Origin of the sequence: Micromonospora sp. WMMA1923 (genome assembly GCF_049179195.1) — a bacterium.
GTDB classification, from domain to species: domain Bacteria; phylum Actinomycetota; class Actinomycetes; order Mycobacteriales; family Micromonosporaceae; genus Micromonospora; species Micromonospora yangpuensis.
This window is the reverse complement of record NZ_JBMHLZ010000001.1, coordinates 3941986-3962915: the sequence shown is the minus strand read 5'-3', so window position 1 is coordinate 3962915 and position 20930 is coordinate 3941986. Positions and strand designations below refer to the sequence as shown.

Genomic DNA, 20930 nt, shown 5'->3' with positions numbered 1-20930 from the left:
TTCCTTACCCCTCAGGGGCGGAGGGTTTCGGACTGGACGGTCTGGCGGGCGGCCTCGGCGGGGTCGACCCGGCGGGCCGCCGCCGACGGGTCCACCGGTCGGTCGTACGTCTGGTGCAGGCCGGGCACTCGGTCCTCGACGACGAACGAGGCACGGGTGTGCACCGGCGCGCCCGGCCGGCTGACGTACGGCAGCACCTCGAAGTCGGCGGCCAGCTGCGCCGGGGTGATCGTGGTGCGGACGTACCCCCGCAGGTTGTTCTGGAAGCGCAGGTGCGGGTTGATCCGCAGGAACGGGTGGGAGTCGCTGGCCGAGTCGGCGCCGTCGCCGCCGGAGGTGACCGAGGAGCAGACCAGCTCCGAACCGACGGTACGGGAGGTCGGGTCGGCGTAGTCCAGCTTCAGGTCGCTGGCCCAGTGGGCGTGTACGTCGCCGGTGAGCACCACCGGGTTGCGTACCCCGGCGGCCACCCAGCCCCGGGTGATCCGGTCCCGGGACGCGACGTAGCCGTCCCAGGCGTCCATGCTGGTGACGGTGAGCGGCCCGGCATTGTTGTCGCGTTGGGCGAAGAAGACCTGCTGGCCGAGGATGTCCCAGCGGGCGTCGGCTCGGCGGAAGCCGTCCAGCAGCCACGCCTCCTGCTCGGCGCCGGTGATCGACCGGTTCTCCTCGGCCGCCGCCGCGCAGTCCCGGTACCCGTCGCCGCACGCCTGGTCGTCGCGGTACTGCCGGGTGTCGAGCAGGTGGAAGGTGGCCAGCCGACCCCAGCGCACCCGACGGTAGAGCTGCAGGTCGATGCCGCGCGGGATCGAGGTCCGGCGCAGCGGCATGTTCTCGTAGTACGCCTGGAAGGCCGCCGCCCGCCGGGCCAGGAAGTCCGGATCGGGGGCCTCGGGAATCTCGTCGGCCCAGTTGTTGTCGACCTCGTGGTCGTCGAAGACCACCAGCCAGGGGGCCACCGCGTGGGCCGCCTGCAGGTCGGCGTCGGTCTTGTACTGGGCGTGCCGCTGCCGGTAGTTGGCAAGCGTGCGGGTCTCCGGCCCCTCGTGGTCACGCGGGTTGCCACCCGGCACCGTGTACGTGTCCTTGGCGTACTCGTACTGGTAGTCGCCCAGGTGCAGGACCAGTTCCGGTTCGCTCTCGGCCAGCCGCCGGTACGCGGTGAACCAGCCGTGCTCGTACTGCGAGCAGGACGCGAAGGCCATGGCCAGGGCGGCCGGCATGGTCGACGGCGCGGGCGCGGTGCGGGTGCGTCCCACCGGCGACAGGTACCCCTCGGCGCGGAACCGGTAGAAGTACTCCCGGCCGGGCAGCAACCCGGCCACCTCCACGTGCACGCTGTGCGCCGACTGCGGCCGGGCCGGTACGACCCCCTGCCGTACCCGGTGGCGGAAGGCCTCGTCCGCGGCGATTTCCCACTGCACGCTCACCACCCGGTCGGGCATGCCGCCGAGTCCGTCCTCGGCCAGCGGCTGCGGGGCGAGTCGGGTCCAGAGCACGAACCCGTCCGGCGCCGGGTCGCCGGAGGCGACGCCCAGGGTGAACGGATCCTGCCGCAGCGGCCGGCCCACCGCCCGTCGATTCCGGACCACGGTGCCGGTCGCGCCAGCCGTGCTCGCCCCGCCGGTCACCGCGCCGACCGCGCCGACCGTCGCGCCGGAGAGCAGAATGGTACGTCGAGAAAGTGCCACATTTCCTCCCCAAAGTCCCCTTCAAACCTCCCCCCACCCTCCGCGCCCCCCATGAACCCAAGGTGAAAGGAAGGGCCCCCTCTTATCGCTTTTTGTCGAACAGGGGACCCCTCTCACCCCCTGATCCACCCATCGACGAGGGTGGCTGCACTTTGGGGAGGTCTGTGGTCGCCATGGCGACCACAGACCTCCCCAAAGCGGTAGGGGGGAACGTGTCTGAGTGGGCGGGGCGGGTCAGTATCGGTAATGCTGTCCGACGTGACCATCCCGCAAGATCTCGACGAGCGGTTCCGGGAGGCGTTGGCCGCGCTCACCGCCCCGCAGCAACGACGTGACCTGGGTGAGCCGCTCCGAAAGGCCACGGGACCGGGTACCGGGACCGATCCGGAGCCGGCCGACCGGCGGCCCGCTCCGGCACCTGCCCCTGACGTGGCGCCCGTCAACGGACAAACCCCACCGACCCCCGACCCGGCCTCCGCCGACGGGCGGCCCGCGCCGGATCCGGCCTGCGTTGACGGGCGGACCGTCCCCGATCCGGCCTCCGTTGACGGGCAGACCGTCCCCGAACCGGCCTCCGCCGACGGACAGACCGAGGCGGTACTGACCGGAGCCTGGGCACTCGACCTGTTCGACGCGCAGGTCGTCAGCCGGCAACTGGATCTTGCCGGCCGGTGGCTGCACGGCTTCGGGGAGGGCTTCTACACGATCGCCTCGGCCGGGCACGAGGGCAACGCCGCGGTGGCCGCCGCGCTGCGCCCCACCGACCCCGCGCTGCTGCACCACCGCTCCGGCGCGTTCTACTGCGTCCGCGCGGCCCAGACCACGAACGCCTCCACCCGGCCGACCGCGAACGCCTCCACCCGGCCGACCGCGAACGCCTCCACCCGGCCGACCGCGAACGCCTCCACCCGGCCGGCCGCGAACGCCCCCGCCCTGCCGGCTGCGGACGACCGCGTCACCCGGGCTGCGGACGACCGCGTCACCCGGGCTGCGGACGACCGCGTCAACCGGGCCGCGGACGACCGCGTCACCCGGGCTGCGGACGACGACGACCGCGTCACCCGGGCTGCGGACGACCCCGCCGGCCACGCCACCGCGACCCCGCACGCCACCGCGACCCCGCACGCCACCTCGGGCGCGATCCCCCCGGCGACCGCTGTCCCGGATTCGGGTTCGAGCAACGACCTGGCTGCCGGCCCGGGTTCGGGCAAAGGCCTGGCTGCCGGCCAACCGTTCACCAACCGGGCCGGACCGTTCACCGACCAACCTACGGCCACCTCCGGCGACCCGGTCGCGGACCAACTTCCGGGCGCCCCCGGTGGCCAGAGGACCGACCAACGTCCCGACGCCCGCGGCGGCCCGAGGCCGGACCAGAATCCGGGTACGCCCGAGGGTGCGCCGACCGGCACCCATGCGCCGACCGGCACGGGTGGGACGACCGGCACCCATGCGCCCACCGGCATGCATGCGCCGACCGGCACCCATGCGCCGATCGGCACGGGTGCGCCGACCGGGACCCATGCGGCCACCGGCACCCATGCGGCGGCCGGTGGTGGTCCGGTGGATGGGTTCGCCGGTACCGACGCGGCGGCGGTGGGGGAGCCGGGTGGGGCAGCCTCGGTGCGGGCTCGGCCGATCGGGGACGGGTACCTCGACGCGGCGCGGGACGTCCTGCGGGGCATGGTGGCCTCGGCGCGGGAGCCGCTCGCCGGGGGGCGGCACAAGGTGTTCGGCCGGGCCGATCTGGCCGTCGTGCCGACGACGAGCACGGCCGGCTCGTACCTGCCCCGGGCGGTCGGGCTGGGGCTGGCCCTGGAACGGCTGCGCCGCCTCGACGTCCCCGACACCGCCGAGGACGCCGACCGGGCGCAGCGGTCGGGTTGGCCGGCCGACGCCATCGTGGTCTGCTCGTTCGGCGACGCCTCGGTGAACCATGCCAATGCCACCGCGGCGTTCAACGCGGCCGGTTGGTGTGACCACACCGGGCTGCGGATCCCGGTGCTCTTCGTCTGTGAGGACAACGGCCTCGGTTCACCCGAGGGCTGGGTGACGCAGGCGTTGCGGTCGCGCCCCGGCATCCGGTACTTCGCCGCCGACGGTGGTGACCTGGTGGGGACGTACCGGGTGGCGGCCGAGGCGCAGGCCTGGGTACGACGCCACCGGCGGCCCGCCGTGCTGCACCTGAGCACGGTACGGCTGTGGGACCGCCAGGAGGCCCGCAACGAGCACGACACCGTGGCCGGCGAGCGCGATCCGGTGCTGGCCACCGCTCAGTCGCTGGTGTCGGCCGGCTTCGTCACCGGTGAGGAGCTGCTGTCCCGGTACGACGAGGCGGGCTGGCAGGTGCGTCGGCTGGCCGAGGAGGCCATCGGCGAACCGAAGCTGGCCGAGCCGGTCGAGGTGCTCGCGGCGCTGGCCCCCCGTCGGCCGGCCCGGGTCGCCCGGGCGGTGGCCGACGCGGCGGCGCGGGCGGCCGGTCCGGCGGCGGCGGTCCGGGCGGAGGCGTTCGGGGGCAAGCCGCCCGAGCTGGCCGGCCCGCTCACCCTGGCGCAGAGCATCAACGCGGCGCTCACCGACGGGCTGCTGGACCATTCCGGCGCGGCGGTCTTCGGGGTCGACGTGGCGGCGCGGGGCGGGGTGAACGGGGTGACCGAGGGGCTGCGGGACCGGTTCGGTCCGGCCCGGGTCTTCGACACGTTGCTCGACGAGACCTCGATCCTCGGCCTGGCCCTCGGTGCCGGCCTGGCCGGGATGCTGCCGGTGCCGGAGATCCGGTATCTGGCGTACCTGCACCACGCCGAGGACCAGTTGCGGGGCGAGGCGGCCGGCCTGCAGTTCCTCTCCTCCGGCGCGTTTCGCAATCCGATGGTGGTGCGGGTGGCCGGGCTGGCGACGCCGGACGGGCTCGGTGGCCCGGTGCACGACGACAACTCGGTGGCCGTACTCCGGGATGTGCCGGGTCTGGTGATCGCGGTGCCGGCACGGCCGGACGATGCCGCGCCCATGCTGCGGACGTGCCTGGCCAGCGCGGCGGTGGACGGCAGCGTCTGCGTGTTCCTGGAGCCGGCCGCGCTGTACCACGCCCGCGACCTGTACGCCGAGGGCGACGGCGAGTGGCTCGGGGAGTACGCCGAGCCGGGCCGGTGGGCCGGCGGGCACGTCCCGGTCGGGCGGGCCCGGGTGTACGGGGTCGGCTCCGCCGAGGATGTCACCATCATCACGTTCGGTAACGGAGTGTGGATGTCGCTGCGGGCGGCGTCGGCACTGGCCGACGAGGGGATCGGCACCCGCGTGGTGGACCTGCGGTGGCTGGCTCCGCTGCCGGTGGCCGATCTCATCCGGGAGGCCTCGGCGACCGGTCGGGTGCTGGTCGTGGACGAGACCAGGCGCTCCGGTGGGGTCGGTGAGGGGGTGATCGCCGCCCTGGTCGATGCCGGATATGTGGGTGCCGCGCGAAGAGTAGCAGCAGTTGACTCTTTTGTCCCGCTAGGTCCGGCGGCTGGCCGGGTGTTGGTGTCCGAGGATGCCATCACCCAGGGTGCCCGTACGCTGCTGGCGCGGTAAATTCCGTTCCACCCGGTGCGCCACTTGCGCGCGGCGGCACAAGTGTGTGGACTTGCCCTGACGGCGTCATGAGCGACGCCGCCCAGCACGAGATGAGGAGGCACGCGACAGTGAGCGCGACCGCTGGTCAGGCCGCCGACGGGGTACGCAGCCTGGCGGACCGGTTCGGGATCGAACCGGGGATGGTCGTCATGGAGATGGGGTACGACGATGACGTCGACCAGGATCTCCGCGACGTCCTTACCGACCGCTGTGGAGAACTGGTCGACGAGGACACCGACGAGGTGGTCGACGCCGTACTGGTGTGGTATCGCGACGGCGACGGTGACCTCTTCGAACTGCTCGTCGACGCCCTCGGCCCGCTGGCCGACAACGGCGTGGTGTGGCTGTTGACGCCCAAGGCCGGCCGGGACGGGCACGTCGAGCCCAGCGAGGTGGCCGAGTCCGCGCAGACCGCCGGCCTGCAGCAGACCTCGACCATCAGCGCCGGCCGCGACTGGAGCGGCGCCCGCCTCGTGCTGCGTCGCGGCGCCAAGGCCAAGAAGTAGGACCCCCGGCCGCCACCATCGGTGGCGGGCGTGGTTCACCGTGAACAACCCCCAGGGAGATGGCATGCCGATCGAGGTGGGCGCCGAGGCGCCGGACTTCGTGCTGAAGGACCAGAACAACCAGGAGGTCCGGCTGTCGGACTTCCGGGGCAAGCGGACCGTTCTGCTCGTCTTCTACCCCCTCGCCTTCACCGGCGTCTGCTCGGGTGAGCTCTGCGAGGTGCGGGACAACCTCAACGAGTACGTCAACGACGATGTCCAGGTGCTCACCGTCAGCGTCGACTCGGTCTACACCCACAAGGTCTGGGCCGAGAAGGAGGGCTACCAGTTCCCGCTGCTCGCCGACTTCTGGCCGCACGGGGCGGTCGCCCAGGCGTACCAGGTCTTCAACGAGGTCGCCGGGATCGCCAACCGGGGCACCTTCGTGATCGACAAGGCAGGCGTGGTCCGGTTCGCCGAGATGAACATGCCCGGTGAGGCCCGTGACCAGCAGGGCTGGCGCAAGGCCCTGGCGGAGGCCACCGCCGCCTGATCCCGTTCGACCGGGCCGGTGGCCGGCAGGTAAGCTGACCAGCCACCGGCCCGCCGTACGGGGCGTACCGGGCGCGTAGCTCAGTGGGAGAGCACTCGCCTTACAAGCGAGGGGTCGCAGGTTCGAAACCTGCCGCGCCCACCCATCACCACCAGCGCGGGAGCGCTTCCGAAGATCGACAACCCGGCGGCTGACAGCAACGGTGACAGCAACGCCGGTCACGACAGCCGCCCGTCGAGCTTGCCGAGCGCCTGACGCATGGCGTCGAGGTTGGCGTGTGAGTACACCTTGAGGGTCAGTTTCACGTCCGCGTGCCGGGCGATGGCCTGGACGACGTGCGGCGGGACGCCCAGCTCCATCAGCAGGGACACGACGGTGTGCCGCAGGTCGTGTAGCCGGACGTCCGGACAACCGGCCCGCTCCCGCAGCGCCGCGAAGTGGCGGTTCAAATTGCGGGGCTCCATCGGGGTGCCGACCTCGGAGGGGAAGACAAGGCCGTGTTCCTGCCACACCTCGGCCAGCCGGGCGCGTTCCCGGCGCTGGCGCTCCTGGTGGTCGAGCAGCACCAGCCAGGTCCAGTCGGGCAGCGGAAGGACGCTCTCCGACTCCTCGGTCTTGGTGTCTTGCAGGTGCAGCCCGGCGGCAGTCCGCTGGACGGTCTGACCGATCGCGGCGGTGCCGGCGTCGAGGTCCAGGTCCGACCAGCGCAGCCCGAGCAGTTCCCCGCGCCGGAGCCCGAGCGTGGCCGCCACGACGTAGAGCGGGTGCAACCGGTGGCCCTCGGTCGCGGCGAGCAGCTTGCGGACCTGCTCGACGGTCAGGCCCTTGCCGACCCGGTAACGCGGTGCGGGGACACGGACCAGCTTGGCGACGTTGCGCGCGACCAGCTCTTCCCGCATGGCGTGTTGCAGCGCGTTGCGTAGCACCGCGTGAACGAACTGGATCTGTCGGGAGCTGGGATAGCGCTTGCAGCAACGACCAGCCGAGCAGCACTGCCGGGCCGGCCGGCGGGTCCTGTCGAGTCCGGCCGTGCAGCAGAGGCACTTGACGCGGAAGTCGTTCATGAACGTCTTCACGTGCTGGACCTGCAAGGTGTCGAGCCGCTTGGTGCCGAGGGCTGGCACCAGGTGCAGCCGGACAGCGCTCTCGTAGCCACGGGCCGTGGTGGGCTTGAGGTCGGTCACGTACGCGGACAGCCAGTACGGCAGGTAGTCGGCGATCTTCCAGGCCCGGTCGGGGGTGGGAATGCCCCGCTGGGAGCGTGACTTCAGCTCGACGAGCTTGGTGTGTGCCTCATCCCAGGTGGCTCCGTAGACGAACTTCCGCTTCCGGGTGCCCTCGGTGGTGAGGACGTAAGCCTGTCCGACCCAGCGGCCGTCGCTGGATCGCTGGTAGATCGAACCCTCGCCGTTCGGGTTGCGACCGCTGGCGGCTTGGCGCTTCTTGGGTTGCCGGTGCATCAGGCTGCTTCCTCCAGGAGATTCGTGATCGCCTCGTCGATCGCCGAAGCGGGGATGAGCCGGCGACTTCCGACCTTGAACGAGCGGAGCCGGCCGGAGCGGATCAGTTCGTAGACCAGCGAGCGCCCGATGCCGAGCGCCCGAGCGGCTTCCTCGACGCGCAGCACGCGGGGAGTGATCGGGGTGGGGGTGTCCAACGTCTGCCTTTCTCGTGCGTCTGAGAGGGGCTCATGCGGCGGCAGGTGCCGTGCCGGCCGGGGTGGTGCTGAGTTCGTGGGCGAGTTCTTCGCGGCCGGTGGCTTGTCGTTCCCGGGCCATGGCGGCGGCGGAGTTGGCGAGGAGGGCGTCTCCGGTGGTGTGCCAGCCGACCCCGGCGAAGGCGAGGGTGCCGACGATCAGGGTGGTGTCGTCGTGGTCGTCGACGAGCTGGCCGCCGGTGGCGGGGTGCGCGTGGTCCTGGTCCTCGCGTTGCCGGTGGTCGCGGCGGGCGTCGCGCAGGGTCTGGAAGGTGACGGAGTAGCGCCGGGCCTTGGTGAGGAAGTGACCGCCGAAGCCGAGCATGTGCGCCCAGCGGCGCAGTCGGGCGTACGGGTTGGGGTTGGCCGGTCGCGTCGGTTCGGTGTCAAGGGCGGCTTGACGGTGGGCGACGCAGACGGGGCAGGCGGCGTAGCGGGTGTGGGTGCCGCAGTCGGGGCACTCCCAGCGGTCGACGAAGCCCGGTCGGGGCCGGGGGGCGCGGGGCCGCTGCGAGAGGGGGACCGGGGTGCCGGTGGGGCGGCCGAGTCGCCAGCAGGCGTCGATGAGGCGGGCGGTGTGGTCGCCGTCGGGGTCGGCATGGTCGCCGATGGTGTCGGCGGTGAGCCTGACGGAGCGGTGCCCGGTTACCTCGGTGCTCTTGGTGGCGTACTTGGCAAGGTAGCCGGCGACCATGCTGTCGGTGACCTCGCCGTGCCCGGTCAGCGTGATGGGTCGGATGTCGAGCTGCTCGCCCCAGGCGATCGGCCAGCCGTCGGGCCGGTCGGGGTGGGCGGGGGTGGCGAAGGCGACCTGTGCGGCGGCGTGCCGGAGCGCGTCGACGAGGTCGGCGACGGTGAACGCGGCCGGTGGCGGGACGACGGCGGCGGGGTCGGTGGGGTCGACGCCGTCGAGGCGTACGAGGGCGTGGAAGTGGACCGCGCCGCGTGCCTGGAACTCGGCGGCCTTGCCGTGGGACAGCCGGACGGGTGGGACGGTGCGGGTGTTGCCGGAGGCGGTGACGACCTGGACGCGGGGGATGCCGCGGCGGCGGGCGAGCTTGGCGAGGTGCCGTTCCGCGGCCTGCTTGGTGCGGTGCCACAGTTCGCCGGAGTAGAGGTTCCAGACGACCTGGTGATCGTGGTCGTAGCAGTCGAGGCACAGCGGTTGGCCGAGGACGGCGTCTGCGGGTTCGTGGCGGGCCCAGCAGGCGGCGGGGCGGCCGTGGGGGCAGCGGCCGGCGGCCGGGTCGGTGGCGCGTCGGGCGTGGCAGGGGTCGGGCCGGCAGTCGCAGCGCTTGCGGTCGGCGCAGGTGTGCTTCCGGACAGCCCGGACGTGGACGGGCCCGAAGGAGGGTGCGGTGAAGGTGGGGAAGACGGCGGGGTGCCGGGTGACGGTGTCGGGGACGCCCTTGCCGCCGACGAGGCCGGCGCGCAGGAGCTGGTACGCGTCGCGTTGGTAGGTGTGGGCGCAGGCGGGGCAGACGGTGGCCCGGCGGTTGCCGCAGGGGGTGTAGATGACCGCGTCGGGCATGCCGTCGGTGTGCCGCTGGTCGACGACACGGCCGGTGGCGGCGTCGACGGTGAGGAGCTGCCCGGCGAGGCGGATCGGTCGGGTGCAGCCGGCGGCGGCGCGGACGTGTTCGATCCAGCCGAAGTAGTCGGGGCGGGTGGCGCGGATGAACGCGGCCCCGGCGGCGGTGTAGTCGTAGACGGGCGGGATGGTGTCGGCGTTCGAGCCCACCCCCCGGGCCGAAGCGCGGGGGGTGAGGTCCAGCGTCGAGGCCATCAGGCCGCAGCCCCGTTCGGGGTGCGGGTGGTGATGGAGCGTTCGGTGACGATGACCCGGCAGGCGCCACACTGGCGCTTGGCCGGCTCGTGCCGGTGACAGGGAATCTGGACGGTCTGCCCGCCGCAGCGGACGGTGACCGGGGCCCGGCAGGGACCACCGGGGATGACGTCGACGACGGTGCGCCGAATGTCGTACGGGTGCCCGTCCGGGTGGACGGGGCAGGTGTGGACGACGTGTTCGACGTCGACGATGACGAAGGTCATCGGGCACCACCACCGGTCAGGGTGGTGAGGAGCTGCCCGGCGACGGCCGGGGTGACGTCGAGCCGGTCGGCGAGTTCGGCCGGGGTGATCGGGGACCCGGTGTTCTGCTCGTGCTGAACGGCCGCGAAGCGGGCCATGGGCAGCAGGTGGGTGGGGACGTCGACCGGCTCCGGTGCCGGCGCGGTGACGGGTTCCAACGTGGCGGCCGGGGTCGGCTCGGGAACCGGGGCGGGAGTCGGGGTGATGGCGGCCGGTGGGGCCGGTTCGGTGGTGACCTGCTCGGCTACCTGGAGGTGAATGGGTGCGGCCGGCTTGGCGGCCGGCGGGGTGTGGTTGTCGCCTCCGGCGGGGGCGAGGACGAGTTTCACCAGGGCCATGAACGCCAGTGCGGGCACGGCGGACAGGAGCCACCCGGAGATGCCCGGCTTGGCGACCGCGAGTTGCGCGGCGAGGGAGAGCCCGGCGGCGGCGATGAGCAGGAACAGCGGGTAGCCGATGGGAGCGCCGACCCGGCGACGTCGGCGGATGGTGAGCAGGCAGGCGATGGGGACGAGTTCGGAGATGACGGCGTTGGCCCAGCCGAACCACTGCCCCGTGCCGGTCGGGGAGTTGGCGAGGGTCCAGTCTTTGACGTGGGTGAAGGAGGCGGCCCCGGCGAAGCCGGCGACGGCGATGAGGATGAGGACCAGGACGACGCCCTCCAGTCGAGGGCCGGCGCTGGCCGAAGTCTTGGCGGACATGATCAGTGGCCTCCGTGGCAGTCGAGGCAGCAGCCGTAGCGGCGGGGGATGTAGTAGGGCTGGAGCAGCCCGCAGACGGCGCAGGTACGCCGGGCGCGCAGTGCCTTGCCGATGGCCTCCCGCTGGGCGGGGGTGGCGACTCGCTTGGGCTTGGCGCAGTCGAGGCGGTAGAGGTAGGCGACGCGCTTACCGCGACGCCAGAGGATCTGGGCGACGGGGTCGTGTCCGCCGGGGCGCAGGCCGGCGGCGCGCAGTTGGCGGCGGGTGGCCAACCCGTCGGGTGCCATCCGGTACGGGAAGGTGGGGAACCCGAAGCGGGTGCCGTTCGGGTCGTAGTAGGTGGTCATCACCGGTCTCCCCAGCGCTGTTGGGCGGCCTGGCGGGAGATGCCGAGGCGGGAGCCGATCTCGGCCCAGGAGTAGCCGAAGGCCCGCAGCCCGATGACGGCTTCGGCGACGGCGTGATCGATGGCGTCGGACAGGGCGAGCAGGTCGCGGAGGGCTTCGACGTCTCCGGTGGCGACGCGGCGGCCGTGGGCGCGGATGATGCGCCGGGCGAAGGCGGCGAACTCGTCGTTCTCGACGACCTCCCGGCGCTTGGGCCGGGGGAGGTGGGGCGTCAAGGACTTCTTGACGGTGCTCATCGGTTCTCGCCTCCGGTGGTGTGGAGGGAGTCCCACTCGTCGGCGGCGGCCTCCAGGGCGGTGACGACCTGCTCGGCGGTGCGGGCGGGGTCGTCGTTCCACGAGAAGGGCCAGCCGTACTCGTCGACGAGGAAGCCGTCTTCGTCGACGTAGAAGATCGGCTCGTGCGTGTCGAGGTAGTCGACGAAAGCGCCGAGGGCGGCCAGGGTGTCGGCGTGGTGGTCGTCGTCGAGCTGGTCGAGCTGCAAGAAGTTCTCGACCTGGTGCCCGGTGCTGGCCATGCCGATCGCCCCGGCGGCGCAGGCCGGCGGGGTCAGGTGGTCGGGGTCGGCGTAGTAGGCGCCCTGGTGCCAGCCGTGCCGGCGCAGGTAGAGGGCAGCCATCCGGAGCAGGTCAGCGGGAGTGACCGTTCCGGCGTGGGGCGGGATTTGGGTAGCCTTCATGGCAACCACGTCCTTTCGCGGGCGTCGGTGGAGGTCGGCAGGACCGGCGTTGCTGCCAGGCGTGGTCCGGTCCTGTCGACTGCTACTGGTTGCGGAGCCGCACGTAGCGGCGGAAACGGGTGTCGTCGCCGCCCATCGGGATGGGCGCGGAGACGAAGACGAGCCGCCCGGTGCGGTTGGCGGCCTCGAACATCAGGGCCAGGTCCTGCGGGGTGCCGATGACCCACATTTCGGTGTACTGGGCGGCCCGCTGGTTGTTGATGCGAATGACGGCGCGCTCTCGGGTGGTGGTCATGCCGCGATCCCCCAGTCAGAAGAGGAGCCGGTCGGGGTGCTGATCCCGCTGGGACGCCGGACCCAGGCCGCGTAGTCGGCAATGCCGGCGATCTGGGCGTCGGACAGGTAGGCGACCTTGATGCGGCGGGGGACGCCGCCCTCGGCGATGAGGTAGGCCGCGCCCTGGTTGGTAGGGGCGATGTCGGTGGCGGAGTAGCCCTGCTCGGCCCAGCCGTGGCCGAGGACGATGTTGGAGCTGTTCGGGGTGGTGCAGCGGAACGCGGCGCGGTAGCCGAACAGGTCCCGCAGGCTGGTGGGGATGATGTCGAAGGACGGCCGCTGGGTGGCGGCGACGACGGGGATGCCGGCGGCCCGGCCCCGGGCGACCAGGTCCCGCAGCAGGGCGACGAACTCTTCCTGTTCCTGCTTGCCGCCGATCGTGGCGGAGTAGAAGGCGATCTCGTCGACGAGGACGGTGATGACGGACAGACCGTCGGCGGCGGTGACCTTGCGCCGCCCGTGGGCACGCAGCCAGGCGTACCGGTTGTTCATCACCTGCTGAAGGCGTCGCAGGACGTCGAGAGCGGCGGTGATGTCGGGGCCGATGAAGGCGTCGGCGCAGTCTTCCCACTGGCCCAGCTCGACGAGCTTGCCGTCCAGCAGCACGAGCCGGGAGTCCGCCGACAGCGCCGCGTGGGCGGCAATGGCGTTGAGCAGGCCGGACTTGCCTCCACCGGGCTCACCGCCGGCGAGGAGGTTGCGGTAGGCGAGGGTGACGTAGACGGGCTGGCCGAACTCGTCGATGCCGAGAAAGATCGGGTCGAACATCGACAGGCCGGGCCCCACCGGAATGCCGGCGGTCGGGGCGGTTGCCGTGGTCATGGGTGCCCTCCTTGGGCGTTGGTGGGCGCGGGAAGCCACACGAAAGAGCCCGTCGGGCTCCCCGCGTCCGGGGGTTGGTGGGGTCAGATCCAGTCGGAGAGGTCGTCGCCGCCCTCGGGCGACGGCGTAGCGGCCGGCTTGCTGCCGTTGGCCGACGTGGCGGCCGGCTTCCTGGGCTGCTGGACGGGCAGCGCGATCGTGGGGGCCTGGACGTCGGACAGGTCCAGGGCGGTGGGGACGACCGGCGTCGGCCGGTCGGTGGCCGGGGCGTCGGAGGTGATGACGTCGGCCAACGGGGACGTGACGGTTGCCGTGAGCACCTCACGGCGCTTGACGTCGAACCGCAGGTATGCGGCGTTGCCGTCGGCGGCCCGCTCGACCAGGACGGACGAGGCGTGGCAGGTGACGGCGATCTTGTCGAGGCGGCCTTCCAGGTCCGCCAGGGACAGGCCGGGTCGCAGGTAGACCCAGACCCGCTCGCCGACCGGCGTCGGTCGGGCCCACAGGATCAGCGGGAGGGACCCGGACTGGTTGGCGACGATGAACTGTGCGAAGCACACCCGCAGCCGGTGGCGCACGATCAGGCACCACACCCAGGCGACGACCTGGCGGCGGGAAACGGGGACAGCGGCCGGAACGCCGAGGACGACGGCGACGACGGCCAGGGTGACCAGGGTCGAGGTGTGGGTGGCGAGCTGCACCCAACCCGCGAGCAGCAGAGTGGACAGGACGATTTCGGGGGTCCACCACCACAGCAGCCGCAGCACCGGCCAGACACGGACCAGGAGCCACGCCAGGAAGCCGCACGGGACGCCGACGGCCACGCCGACGAACAGCCCGATGATCGGGTGTACGTAGGAAGCGGCCACCACGGCCGTCAAGATGCCGATGATGACCGCAGCGAGGATGAACGCCATCCGGGCGTTCCGGGCCGAGGACCGGTGGACCTTGGCCTCGATGACTGTCACGGTTCCGGTTGACTTCCGCCCGAACGAGCGGCGAGGGCTAGACTTGGACATGACACGTCCTCCCAAGCGATTGGGCTGGATGGGTTGGAGAGCCCGGGGCCGGCAGGTGTAGGAGCCAGTACCGGCCCCGCGCTCGAAATCACTCAGGCCGCGCAGCGACCTTCACGCCTACAAGCAGGCGACCAGCAGCGCGGACACCCACAGGCAGGCCGCGTGCAGGGACTGATCCGCCAGGTACATGCCGCAGATCGGGGCCTGACGGTCGGCGAAGTCCGGGCTGCCGGTGTGGATGAGCAGCCACCGAACCGGCCAGCGCCGGTCGAGGATGGCGTGGGAGACGGCGGAGAAGCCGATGCCGGCGACGAGCCCGACGACGGTCACGGGCAGGTCGAGTGCGACGATGGCGACGGCCAGCATGCCCGCCACGACGAGGTGATAGGCCAGGACGTGGCCCAGCAGGTGACGCCAGCCGTCCCAGCCGGGAGCGGCCTTGTGGGCGGCTTGCTTGTCGGACTGGCCGAAGACGTGGTCGGCCACCTGGTGGCCGGCGGAGAAGGTCGCCGCGACGACGGCGAACACGATGGCGGAAATGAGCATGACAACCACTCCCAACGACAGTGGGCAGACGGGTTGGAAAGGGCAGACGGGGTCGGCAGGTGTAGGAGCCAGTACCGACCCCGCGCCACAACTTGATGAGGGCAACCACGGGTTGCCGAGGCCGGGAGAGTAGGAGCCAGTAACGCTCCCGGACTCAAGGTGGATCAGGAGAGCGGACCGTAGGCCGCTTCAGGAGACACCGTAGGCTTCACACAGCACGATGTGCGAAGGACTACTTTGCCGCCGAACCAGCCTTCGGCTTCAGCGAGATCGCACGGAACGCGACGCCGTTACGCCCGTTGGTCGCCCACGGGATGGCCTCCAACTGCTCGACGTCGATGAGCTGTCCCACCATCACGCTCGGCTTCTCACCCGCCGTGGTAATGGAGATGACCTCACCGCCGGTCTCGTCGAGAACGAAGACCTGGGTGGACCACATGAGCCGGCCCGTTCCCTTCTCGGATCGCTGGTTGCCGTTCTGGTCGTTCTTCGGCTCGGGGTCCCTCGACACCGTCACCTGCTTCGCCTTGGTGTCCACGTACAGCTTCACTTTCGAACCTCCTGTGTCTCGGGCCAGATGGTGAGCTTGTCCCCGGTGGACTTCTTGCTCGTGGCCTCTGCGGATAAGACTCCTGGAAAGCCGAGGACACCCCATCCGGTGAGCTGGACGACTAGGGGACGTCTAGGTTATCGTCTACTCGTCCCTAGTCGTCCCTTGAGGAGGGTCGAATGGCGAACGACCGGCTACGCGATGCCATCCTGCGCAACGGCCTCACCCCCGGCGCAGTGGCCGAAAAGATCGGCGTCGACCCGAAGACGGTGGAACGGTGGATCACGCAGGACCGGATTCCGTACCCCCGTCACAGGCACGCAATCGCCGCGATCGTGCGCGAAGACGAGCCCTATCTGTGGCCGGACGCGGTGACCCCGGAGAAGGCATCGAAGATTGGGCAGAGCGAACTGATTCGGCTCTACTCCCGGCGTTCCTCCGTCCCGTACGACCTGTGGGGCCGACTGATCGAGCGGGCGCAGAAGCGAATCGACATCCTGGCCTACGCCGGTCTTTTCCTCGTGGAGCAAGACCCGAGGCTTGTCGACGTCCTGCGTCAAAAGGCCGTTGACGGCGTCAAGGTGACGATCCTTCTCGGCGACCCGACCAGCGAGGCGATTGAACGTAAGAGCGTCGAGGAAGGTGCGCCTGGCGTGATGGCCGCGAAGATCCGGCAGGTTCAGCACTACTACAGCCGGCTTGAGGGTGCACCCGGGGTGACGGTGCTCTACCACGACACGACGCTGTACAACTCGATCTATCGATTCGATGACGAGATGCTGGTCAACATGCACGTGCTCGGGTTCCCGGCACCACACGCGCCCGTGATGCACCTTCGCAGGCTCAACGGCGGCGACCTGTTCGGCACCTACTCCGACAGCTTCGACCGGGTCCTGTTGGGCGCGAAGCCGCAGCCGGGCGGCGAGGTGGCAACCTAGGACCATGGCGAGAACCGAGCACTACCACGATCCGAACGCGCCGAAGGCCAACAGCATCGTCGTGGCCGTCTCCGTCTTCGTCCGAGACGAGGGCGGTCGGGTGCTGCTCATCCAACGCACCGACAACGGCCTGTGGTCACTTCCCGGCGGCGGCCAGGAGATCGGCGAGTCGGTCGCGGGGACGGCCGTCCGGGAGACCCGGGAGGAGACCGGCGTACGGGTCGAGGTCACCGGGATGGTCGGCGTCTACTCCGACCCCGGCCACGTCATCGCCTACTCCGACGGCGAGGTGCGGCAGCAGTTCTCCCTGTGTCTGCGGGCCGTGCCCGTCGGCGGCACTCTGACCCCGAGCGACGAATCAAGCGACGTCCGGTGGGTGGCCCGCGACGATCTGGGCGCGTTCGACATCCACCCGTCGACCCTGCTCCGCATCACCCACGGCTACGAGGACCGCCCCGAGCCCTACATCGGCTGAGCGACGCTGCCGGAGAGCCGGCGCTGAGTCCGCTGCACGGCGGCGACCATCTCCGGCTCCGCTCGGCAGATGAACCGGGTCACCAGGTGCTCCGGCCCGTACCGCGACCGGATCTCGGCGAGTCGGTCCAGCACCTCGAAGTCTTGGCCGTCGGGTCCGGTCGTCATGTCCGAGAAGCAGAGCGCGTCGGTTACCGGCGTCTCTTCCCGAGGGAACTCGGCGGCCAGGACGTCACCGAGCCCGCGTTCCTCCGCTTCTAGCCACGCGCAGGAGTGGTGCGCCACGAGAGCGGAAATCCGCTCGTTGAACCGCTCGCGGCGAAGCCAGCGGCCACCGTCGAGGGAGTGGAAGCCGGTGTCGACGAGGTTGGGGCTGTAGCCCACGTCATGCAGCCACGCCGACGCCACGAGCACCTCCCGATCCTCGGCCGGGACCGCCTCGCTGATCCGGTCCGCTTTGGCGGCGACCGCCTGGACGTGACTCCACCGCCGAGGCAACGGCGTCTCCAGCAGGTGTCGCGCAACTTCCCGGGCGGTATCGACGAGGGCGGCCATGCCGTCAGGGTACGGAGCGCACTCGGCCCACGCCATCCCGTGTCCGGACGCCCGGCGAGGCGGGGCCGGCCGGCTGCCGGCGAAGTGGTTCAAAGTTTCTGTACGTCTTCAAGGCGGCCCTGAACGGGCCGCACGCGCCGCCGCCAGGGCGCGTGCCCGTCGCTCCGCTGTCGCTCCGACTCCGGTCACGCAACACGCCCGGCGGCTGGCGCGGAGGGCGGGTAGCCCGGTGGGCCGCCGGATGACGACGGGCCGTTGCCGGTGGGGTGGTGGGGCCGGCAGCCGGCCGGGCCGCGCGGCGAGCACCGCGCGGCGCAGTGGAGCGCACGCCGGGCCCGTAGGCGGCTACCGGGTGGGTGGTGGGGTTGCGGTTACTGCGCCTCCGGCGGGGGCGCTCCGGCTCCAGGATGGCCGGGGGTCCGTCGGCGGCTTGCGGTTTGTGGGTGGTGGCGGTGGGGAGCCATCCCGCCCGCCGTCGACCCGGACGAGCCGAGCAGACCACCGCCCGACCCGCCAGCGTCCGTACGGGCGTCAAGGCCGTCTTGACGTGGCGGGCCGGGCGGCGGCCCGCTCCCCAGGAGGGCGGGTCGACGGCAGACGGGATGGCTAGCAGAGGCTGGGCCTTGCTTCAGACCAAATTAGGCATCTGATTCTTCATTCTCGGCAGGTGGTTCCTTTTTGATCACGACCGTATCGCCCGGACTGATTTGACAGTACTCTCCTGGTAGCCCCTCTCGATGCTGAGAGGTGACTTTCCTGATTCGGCGCGCTGCGAGAAGGGCCGCTATTGTTCCGACACCTGACTCATCTCTGCCGTACTGATCAGTTACAATCGCGACGCAGAGTTTATTCTGAATGTAGTTAACTTTGAGTCGCAATCGGACGATGCGGACCGTCCCCAGCCGCTCGTTGCTGTCGGGATCATCGACATCAACCTCCCGGATGACATGAACGACATCGTTGAGTTCAACACCTTGGTCGCTTCCGGCATTTAGCGCCAACTGGTGCTCAGACACTATCGTCGCAACCTTCGCCCGAATCTCGCTCACTTCTCTCCTTCCGGATGTGCTGGTTCAACCGCTTCGGTCAGAGCAACCTCGTCAACGATAAGCCGGTCACCGTTGTATATGTACCGGACTAATTCGATTCCCTTGGGAGCGCTGGAATCGTATGCCATTCGCTGTTCAAGGTGCGACCAGAATTGATGAGAGATTGCATCTATGCACTTTAAATATGCAACTCTCCGAGATTCGTCGACGTTCAGCACGCCTACCGCGCCCTTGATTTCTCCCGATCCGGATGCGACTACTGTAAAGCGCAGCCGCCGATCGGGTCTTGATCCGTCATAGCGTGCGACAAGTGCGACGGCTCCATTCCTTTCGGCTAACGCGATAATAGTTGGAGGTTTTGCATCGGCGGACATGATAGTTCCGACTATTCGGGCGGCCCCCTCGTTAAGGCCGGCTGCATACCTCTCGTCGGCCGATGCTCGTGCGTCGGCCAGTTCTTTCTCAAGAGCTTCTAGCTGATCTCTCAGAGATGCGGATTCGGCTTCCATTGCCGGATAGCTGCGAATCCTCGCACGGGTATCGGCTACCCATCGGCGTATCGGGGAAACGGAAGTGCCAACCGCAGCCAATCCTATGACGGCCCAGAACGCCCATGTCAGATCGACTTGAACGGCACCGAGGTAGAGACCGACAAGGCCAGCCATCGAAACTACCATCGTCCAAAAGCGACCGAAGAAATCCTTCATGGTCTCGGTGTCCATCTCGTAGGGGTCGGCTGTGATCCTATCGGAGCTCTGCTGGGATGACAGATGCCCAGGGGGGTGGGTTCATGGGACGCCAGGTCGTTGCCGGGTAGTCGAAGTCTCTCCAAGATTATCGGGCGCAGATCTGGCGCAGCCGACAGCGAGGACCCGTGCGAGACGTCGAGAGTTGCCAAGAGCCACGGGCTAGACCAACGCACTTATTTGTCCACTTTTAGCAGGATTTGCCACCGCGTTTCCAGGTTAAGGGTTCAAGTCCGCACGCCGCCGTGCCCGGACCGTGCCCGATGGGGCGGTCAGCAGGGGCCAACAACGGCCTGTCGCATGATGTTGACCTGTCTCTTCCCTGCTCTACAGCCAGGTGGTACGACCACTCACCACCGTGATCAATCCGATTCCCAAGCTGACAGTGCCAGTACGCGAGGGCCTACCATGGCTCTCGTGCTCCACTGGTACGAAGCCGCGCGTATGGCCGAGGAGCGTGGCGACTGGGTTCGAGCCATTGCGATGGTCAGCGCTGTAGCAGGGTGTTACAGCTCCGATCCTTCCCGGCATAACGCCCATCTATGGCACATGGACCTGCTTGCCCGAGCCGGACGGCACGATGAACTTGCGGCCCTGGGCCAGAACGACGTGCACGCACGACGGCGGCTGAACCGACTGCTACAAGAGCGGGCAGAGTGACTTACTGAGTGACGACGGGTGGTGCCTACGACGAGCGGCCGTGGACGCCAGCGGACCGTCCGAACCTCTCAAGACCGCTGGCTTACAGCTCAACAGACCGGCCTCGTTCCTTCACGCCGAAGCGGTCGTGATCAGGAACAATGCTCTGGTGGGCTGGGAAGAGTTCCTCTGGCATGTGGACCACCGGCTAGGTATGTACGTCGGACGGCCAAGGTACGAGCGAGCGTTCTCGGCGCTGACAGGGTTCGACCTCGCGCGTGGCCGGGGCGAACTGGCAGCGTTCCAAGGGTGGATGTCCTCCCGCCACCGTGGCAGCAGCCTTGCCTTTTGGTCGCTGGTGCTGGCGGAGACCTTCGGTGAGGGTGCGACCGAGGACAGCCTTACCAGCGATGACGACCACACGCGGGCCATTTCGAGCCTCTGCCGGCTCCTCCGCGAGTTCCTTGGGCAGCGAGTGTCGATTGCCGACCAGCGCTAAGCGGCGATGGCCCTGCTGCTGTCGACAGCAACGGTGACAGCAACAGGGCCAGACGCACGGGGTCAGAGGCAGAGAGCTACGGACCGACGGCCGACGTCAGGGACGTGCGCGGACGTGCCCGGACGGAGCGCCCAGAACTTACAAGCGAGGGGTCGCAGGTTCGAAACCTGCCGCGCCCACCGGTAAGGAAGGGCCCCTTCTTAACGCTTTCGGTATAGCAGGGGCCCCCTCTCACACTCGGACCGGCCGCTCGGCAGCCGCGCGGGCCCGGGGGTATCAGCGGCAGACCCGCGAGCGCGGGGACAATGGGCGGATGACGTTGCCGTTCCCCGAGCCGACGGGCCCGGCCGCCGGGCGTGCCGAGGTCTTCGTGCGGTACCTGGACTACTTCCGCGAGCAGGTAGTGGCCAAGGTGGCCGCGCTACCCGAGGCAGAGCTGCGCGGCAGTCGGCTGCCGTCCGGCTGGGCCCCGTTGGAGCTGGTCAAACACCTGCGGTACGTGGAACTGCGCTGGATCGAGTGGGGATTCCAGGGCCGCGACGTCGGCGACCCGTGGGGCGACCGCCACGGGCAACGCTGGCACGTCGTACCGACGGAGACCCGGCAGGAGTTGCTGGACGCGCTCCGCACGCAGGGGGCGCACACCCGTACCGTGGTGTTGTCCCACGACCTGTCCACGGTCGGGGCGCCGAGCCCCCGGTGGGACGGTGCCGAGCCGCCGCCGCTGGAGCGGGTGCTGTTCCATCTCGTCCAGGAGTACGCCCGCCACGTCGGTCACCTGGACATCGTGGTCGAGTTGGCAGGCGGCCCGCTCGGGGAGTAGGAGCGGGCACCCGGTGGCGCGTCCG

The 20930-nt window shown here is 70.1% G+C and carries 24 protein-coding genes and 1 tRNA gene; 8 read left to right on the top strand and 17 right to left on the bottom strand.

Going from position 1 to position 20930, the window contains the following annotated elements:
- Positions 1 to 11: 11 nt before the first annotated feature.
- Complete coding sequence (locus ACN28G_RS17770; RefSeq protein ID WP_421479792.1) at positions 12 to 1691, bottom strand: alkaline phosphatase D family protein; 1680 nt, start codon at positions 1689 to 1691, stop codon at positions 12 to 14.
- A 258-nt stretch (positions 1692 to 1949) separates the two neighbouring features.
- On the opposite strand from ACN28G_RS17770, the gene ACN28G_RS17765 reads away from it, so the two are divergent.
- The 4 genes from ACN28G_RS17765 to ACN28G_RS17750 all read left to right on the top strand — a co-directional run bounded on the left by ACN28G_RS17765 (position 1950) and on the right by ACN28G_RS17750 (position 6476).
- Positions 1950 to 5255 (top strand): transketolase C-terminal domain-containing protein, encoded by a 3306-nt coding sequence (locus ACN28G_RS17765; protein ID WP_421479791.1) that lies wholly within the window; start codon positions 1950 to 1952, stop codon positions 5253 to 5255.
- 110 nt (positions 5256 to 5365) lie between these two features.
- Complete coding sequence (locus tag ACN28G_RS17760; RefSeq protein ID WP_091441648.1) at positions 5366 to 5803, top strand: DUF3052 domain-containing protein; 438 nt, start codon at positions 5366 to 5368, stop codon at positions 5801 to 5803.
- Positions 5804 to 5867: 64 nt separating this feature from the next.
- Entirely contained in the window at positions 5868 to 6335 is a 468-nt protein-coding gene (locus ACN28G_RS17755) for a peroxiredoxin (RefSeq protein WP_091441646.1), read from the top strand.
- A 69-nt stretch (positions 6336 to 6404) separates the two neighbouring features.
- Positions 6405 to 6476, top strand: a tRNA-Val gene (locus ACN28G_RS17750).
- 77 nt (positions 6477 to 6553) lie between these two features.
- Here ACN28G_RS17750 and ACN28G_RS17745 read toward each other — a convergent pair.
- From ACN28G_RS17745 to ACN28G_RS17685, 13 genes are all read right to left on the bottom strand, one after another.
- Positions 6554 to 7795 (bottom strand): tyrosine-type recombinase/integrase, encoded by a 1242-nt coding sequence (locus ACN28G_RS17745; RefSeq protein ID WP_421479788.1) that lies wholly within the window; start codon positions 7793 to 7795, stop codon positions 6554 to 6556.
- Complete coding sequence (locus ACN28G_RS17740; RefSeq protein WP_421479787.1) at positions 7795 to 7962, bottom strand: excisionase family DNA-binding protein; 168 nt, start codon at positions 7960 to 7962, stop codon at positions 7795 to 7797. Before ACN28G_RS17740 ends, ACN28G_RS17745 begins: the two co-directional genes overlap by 1 nt.
- A gap of 61 nt (positions 7963 to 8023) precedes the next feature.
- On the bottom strand, positions 8024 to 9817 hold the full coding sequence (locus ACN28G_RS17735; protein ID WP_421479785.1) for a replication initiator: 1794 nt from the start codon (positions 9815 to 9817) through the stop codon (positions 8024 to 8026).
- Entirely contained in the window at positions 9817 to 10083 is a 267-nt protein-coding gene (locus tag ACN28G_RS17730) for a hypothetical protein (RefSeq protein ID WP_353899847.1), read from the bottom strand. The genes ACN28G_RS17735 and ACN28G_RS17730 overlap by 1 nt, the downstream gene beginning before the upstream one ends.
- The gene (locus ACN28G_RS17725; protein WP_421479783.1) at positions 10080 to 10823 is read right to left on the bottom strand and encodes a hypothetical protein; all 744 of its coding nucleotides are present in this window, start codon (positions 10821 to 10823) and stop codon (positions 10080 to 10082) included. The genes ACN28G_RS17730 and ACN28G_RS17725 overlap by 4 nt, the downstream gene beginning before the upstream one ends.
- A gap of 2 nt (positions 10824 to 10825) precedes the next feature.
- The gene (locus tag ACN28G_RS17720) at positions 10826 to 11170 is read right to left on the bottom strand and encodes an RRQRL motif-containing zinc-binding protein (protein ID WP_421479781.1); all 345 of its coding nucleotides are present in this window, start codon (positions 11168 to 11170) and stop codon (positions 10826 to 10828) included.
- A complete protein-coding gene (locus ACN28G_RS17715) occupies positions 11170 to 11466 on the bottom strand; it encodes a hypothetical protein (protein WP_421479779.1) in 297 nt (98 codons plus the stop codon). The genes ACN28G_RS17720 and ACN28G_RS17715 overlap by 1 nt, the downstream gene beginning before the upstream one ends.
- On the bottom strand, positions 11463 to 11909 hold the full coding sequence (locus ACN28G_RS17710) for a DUF6197 family protein (RefSeq protein ID WP_421479778.1): 447 nt from the start codon (positions 11907 to 11909) through the stop codon (positions 11463 to 11465). Before ACN28G_RS17710 ends, ACN28G_RS17715 begins: the two co-directional genes overlap by 4 nt.
- A gap of 82 nt (positions 11910 to 11991) precedes the next feature.
- Positions 11992 to 12204 (bottom strand): hypothetical protein, encoded by a 213-nt coding sequence (locus ACN28G_RS17705; RefSeq protein WP_421479776.1) that lies wholly within the window; start codon positions 12202 to 12204, stop codon positions 11992 to 11994.
- Entirely contained in the window at positions 12201 to 13067 is an 867-nt protein-coding gene (locus tag ACN28G_RS17700; protein WP_377589516.1) for an FtsK/SpoIIIE domain-containing protein, read from the bottom strand. Before ACN28G_RS17700 ends, ACN28G_RS17705 begins: the two co-directional genes overlap by 4 nt.
- A gap of 83 nt (positions 13068 to 13150) precedes the next feature.
- A complete protein-coding gene (locus tag ACN28G_RS17695; RefSeq protein WP_421479775.1) occupies positions 13151 to 14086 on the bottom strand; it encodes a hypothetical protein in 936 nt (311 codons plus the stop codon).
- Positions 14087 to 14203: 117 nt separating this feature from the next.
- On the bottom strand, positions 14204 to 14632 hold the full coding sequence (locus ACN28G_RS17690; RefSeq protein WP_421479774.1) for a DUF3307 domain-containing protein: 429 nt from the start codon (positions 14630 to 14632) through the stop codon (positions 14204 to 14206).
- Between the two features lie 232 nt (positions 14633 to 14864).
- Positions 14865 to 15182 carry a hypothetical protein gene (locus tag ACN28G_RS17685; protein ID WP_088998260.1) on the bottom strand — a complete coding sequence of 106 codons (318 nt, stop codon included), beginning with the start codon at positions 15180 to 15182 and terminating at the stop codon, positions 14865 to 14867.
- Positions 15183 to 15361: 179 nt separating this feature from the next.
- On the opposite strand from ACN28G_RS17685, the gene ACN28G_RS17680 reads away from it, so the two are divergent.
- Both ACN28G_RS17680 and ACN28G_RS17675 read left to right on the top strand, forming a co-directional pair.
- Positions 15362 to 16120 (top strand): XRE family transcriptional regulator, encoded by a 759-nt coding sequence (locus tag ACN28G_RS17680; RefSeq protein ID WP_421479772.1) that lies wholly within the window; start codon positions 15362 to 15364, stop codon positions 16118 to 16120.
- Between the two features lie 4 nt (positions 16121 to 16124).
- Positions 16125 to 16595 (top strand): NUDIX hydrolase, encoded by a 471-nt coding sequence (locus ACN28G_RS17675; RefSeq protein ID WP_421479770.1) that lies wholly within the window; start codon positions 16125 to 16127, stop codon positions 16593 to 16595.
- Here the strand turns inward: ACN28G_RS17675 and ACN28G_RS17670 are convergent.
- The 3 genes from ACN28G_RS17670 to ACN28G_RS17660 all read right to left on the bottom strand — a co-directional run bounded on the left by ACN28G_RS17670 (position 16583) and on the right by ACN28G_RS17660 (position 18920).
- Positions 16583 to 17149: an HD domain-containing protein gene (locus ACN28G_RS17670; RefSeq protein WP_421479768.1), complete on the bottom strand. Its 567-nt coding sequence runs from the start codon at positions 17147 to 17149 to the stop codon at positions 16583 to 16585. The two genes, ACN28G_RS17675 and ACN28G_RS17670, sit on opposite strands and share 13 nt — an antisense overlap.
- A gap of 638 nt (positions 17150 to 17787) precedes the next feature.
- Positions 17788 to 18198: a hypothetical protein gene (locus tag ACN28G_RS17665; RefSeq protein ID WP_421479766.1), complete on the bottom strand. Its 411-nt coding sequence runs from the start codon at positions 18196 to 18198 to the stop codon at positions 17788 to 17790.
- Entirely contained in the window at positions 18195 to 18920 is a 726-nt protein-coding gene (locus tag ACN28G_RS17660) for a hypothetical protein (protein ID WP_421479765.1), read from the bottom strand. Before ACN28G_RS17660 ends, ACN28G_RS17665 begins: the two co-directional genes overlap by 4 nt.
- A 724-nt stretch (positions 18921 to 19644) precedes the next feature.
- On the opposite strand from ACN28G_RS17660, the gene ACN28G_RS17655 reads away from it, so the two are divergent.
- Together ACN28G_RS17655 and ACN28G_RS17650 are read left to right on the top strand one after the other, a co-directional pair.
- Positions 19645 to 20082 carry a hypothetical protein gene (locus ACN28G_RS17655; RefSeq protein ID WP_421479763.1) on the top strand — a complete coding sequence of 146 codons (438 nt, stop codon included), beginning with the start codon at positions 19645 to 19647 and terminating at the stop codon, positions 20080 to 20082.
- Positions 20083 to 20395: 313 nt separating this feature from the next.
- Positions 20396 to 20905 carry a DUF664 domain-containing protein gene (locus ACN28G_RS17650; RefSeq protein WP_421479761.1) on the top strand — a complete coding sequence of 170 codons (510 nt, stop codon included), beginning with the start codon at positions 20396 to 20398 and terminating at the stop codon, positions 20903 to 20905.
- The last annotated feature ends 25 nt before the right edge of the window (positions 20906 to 20930 follow it).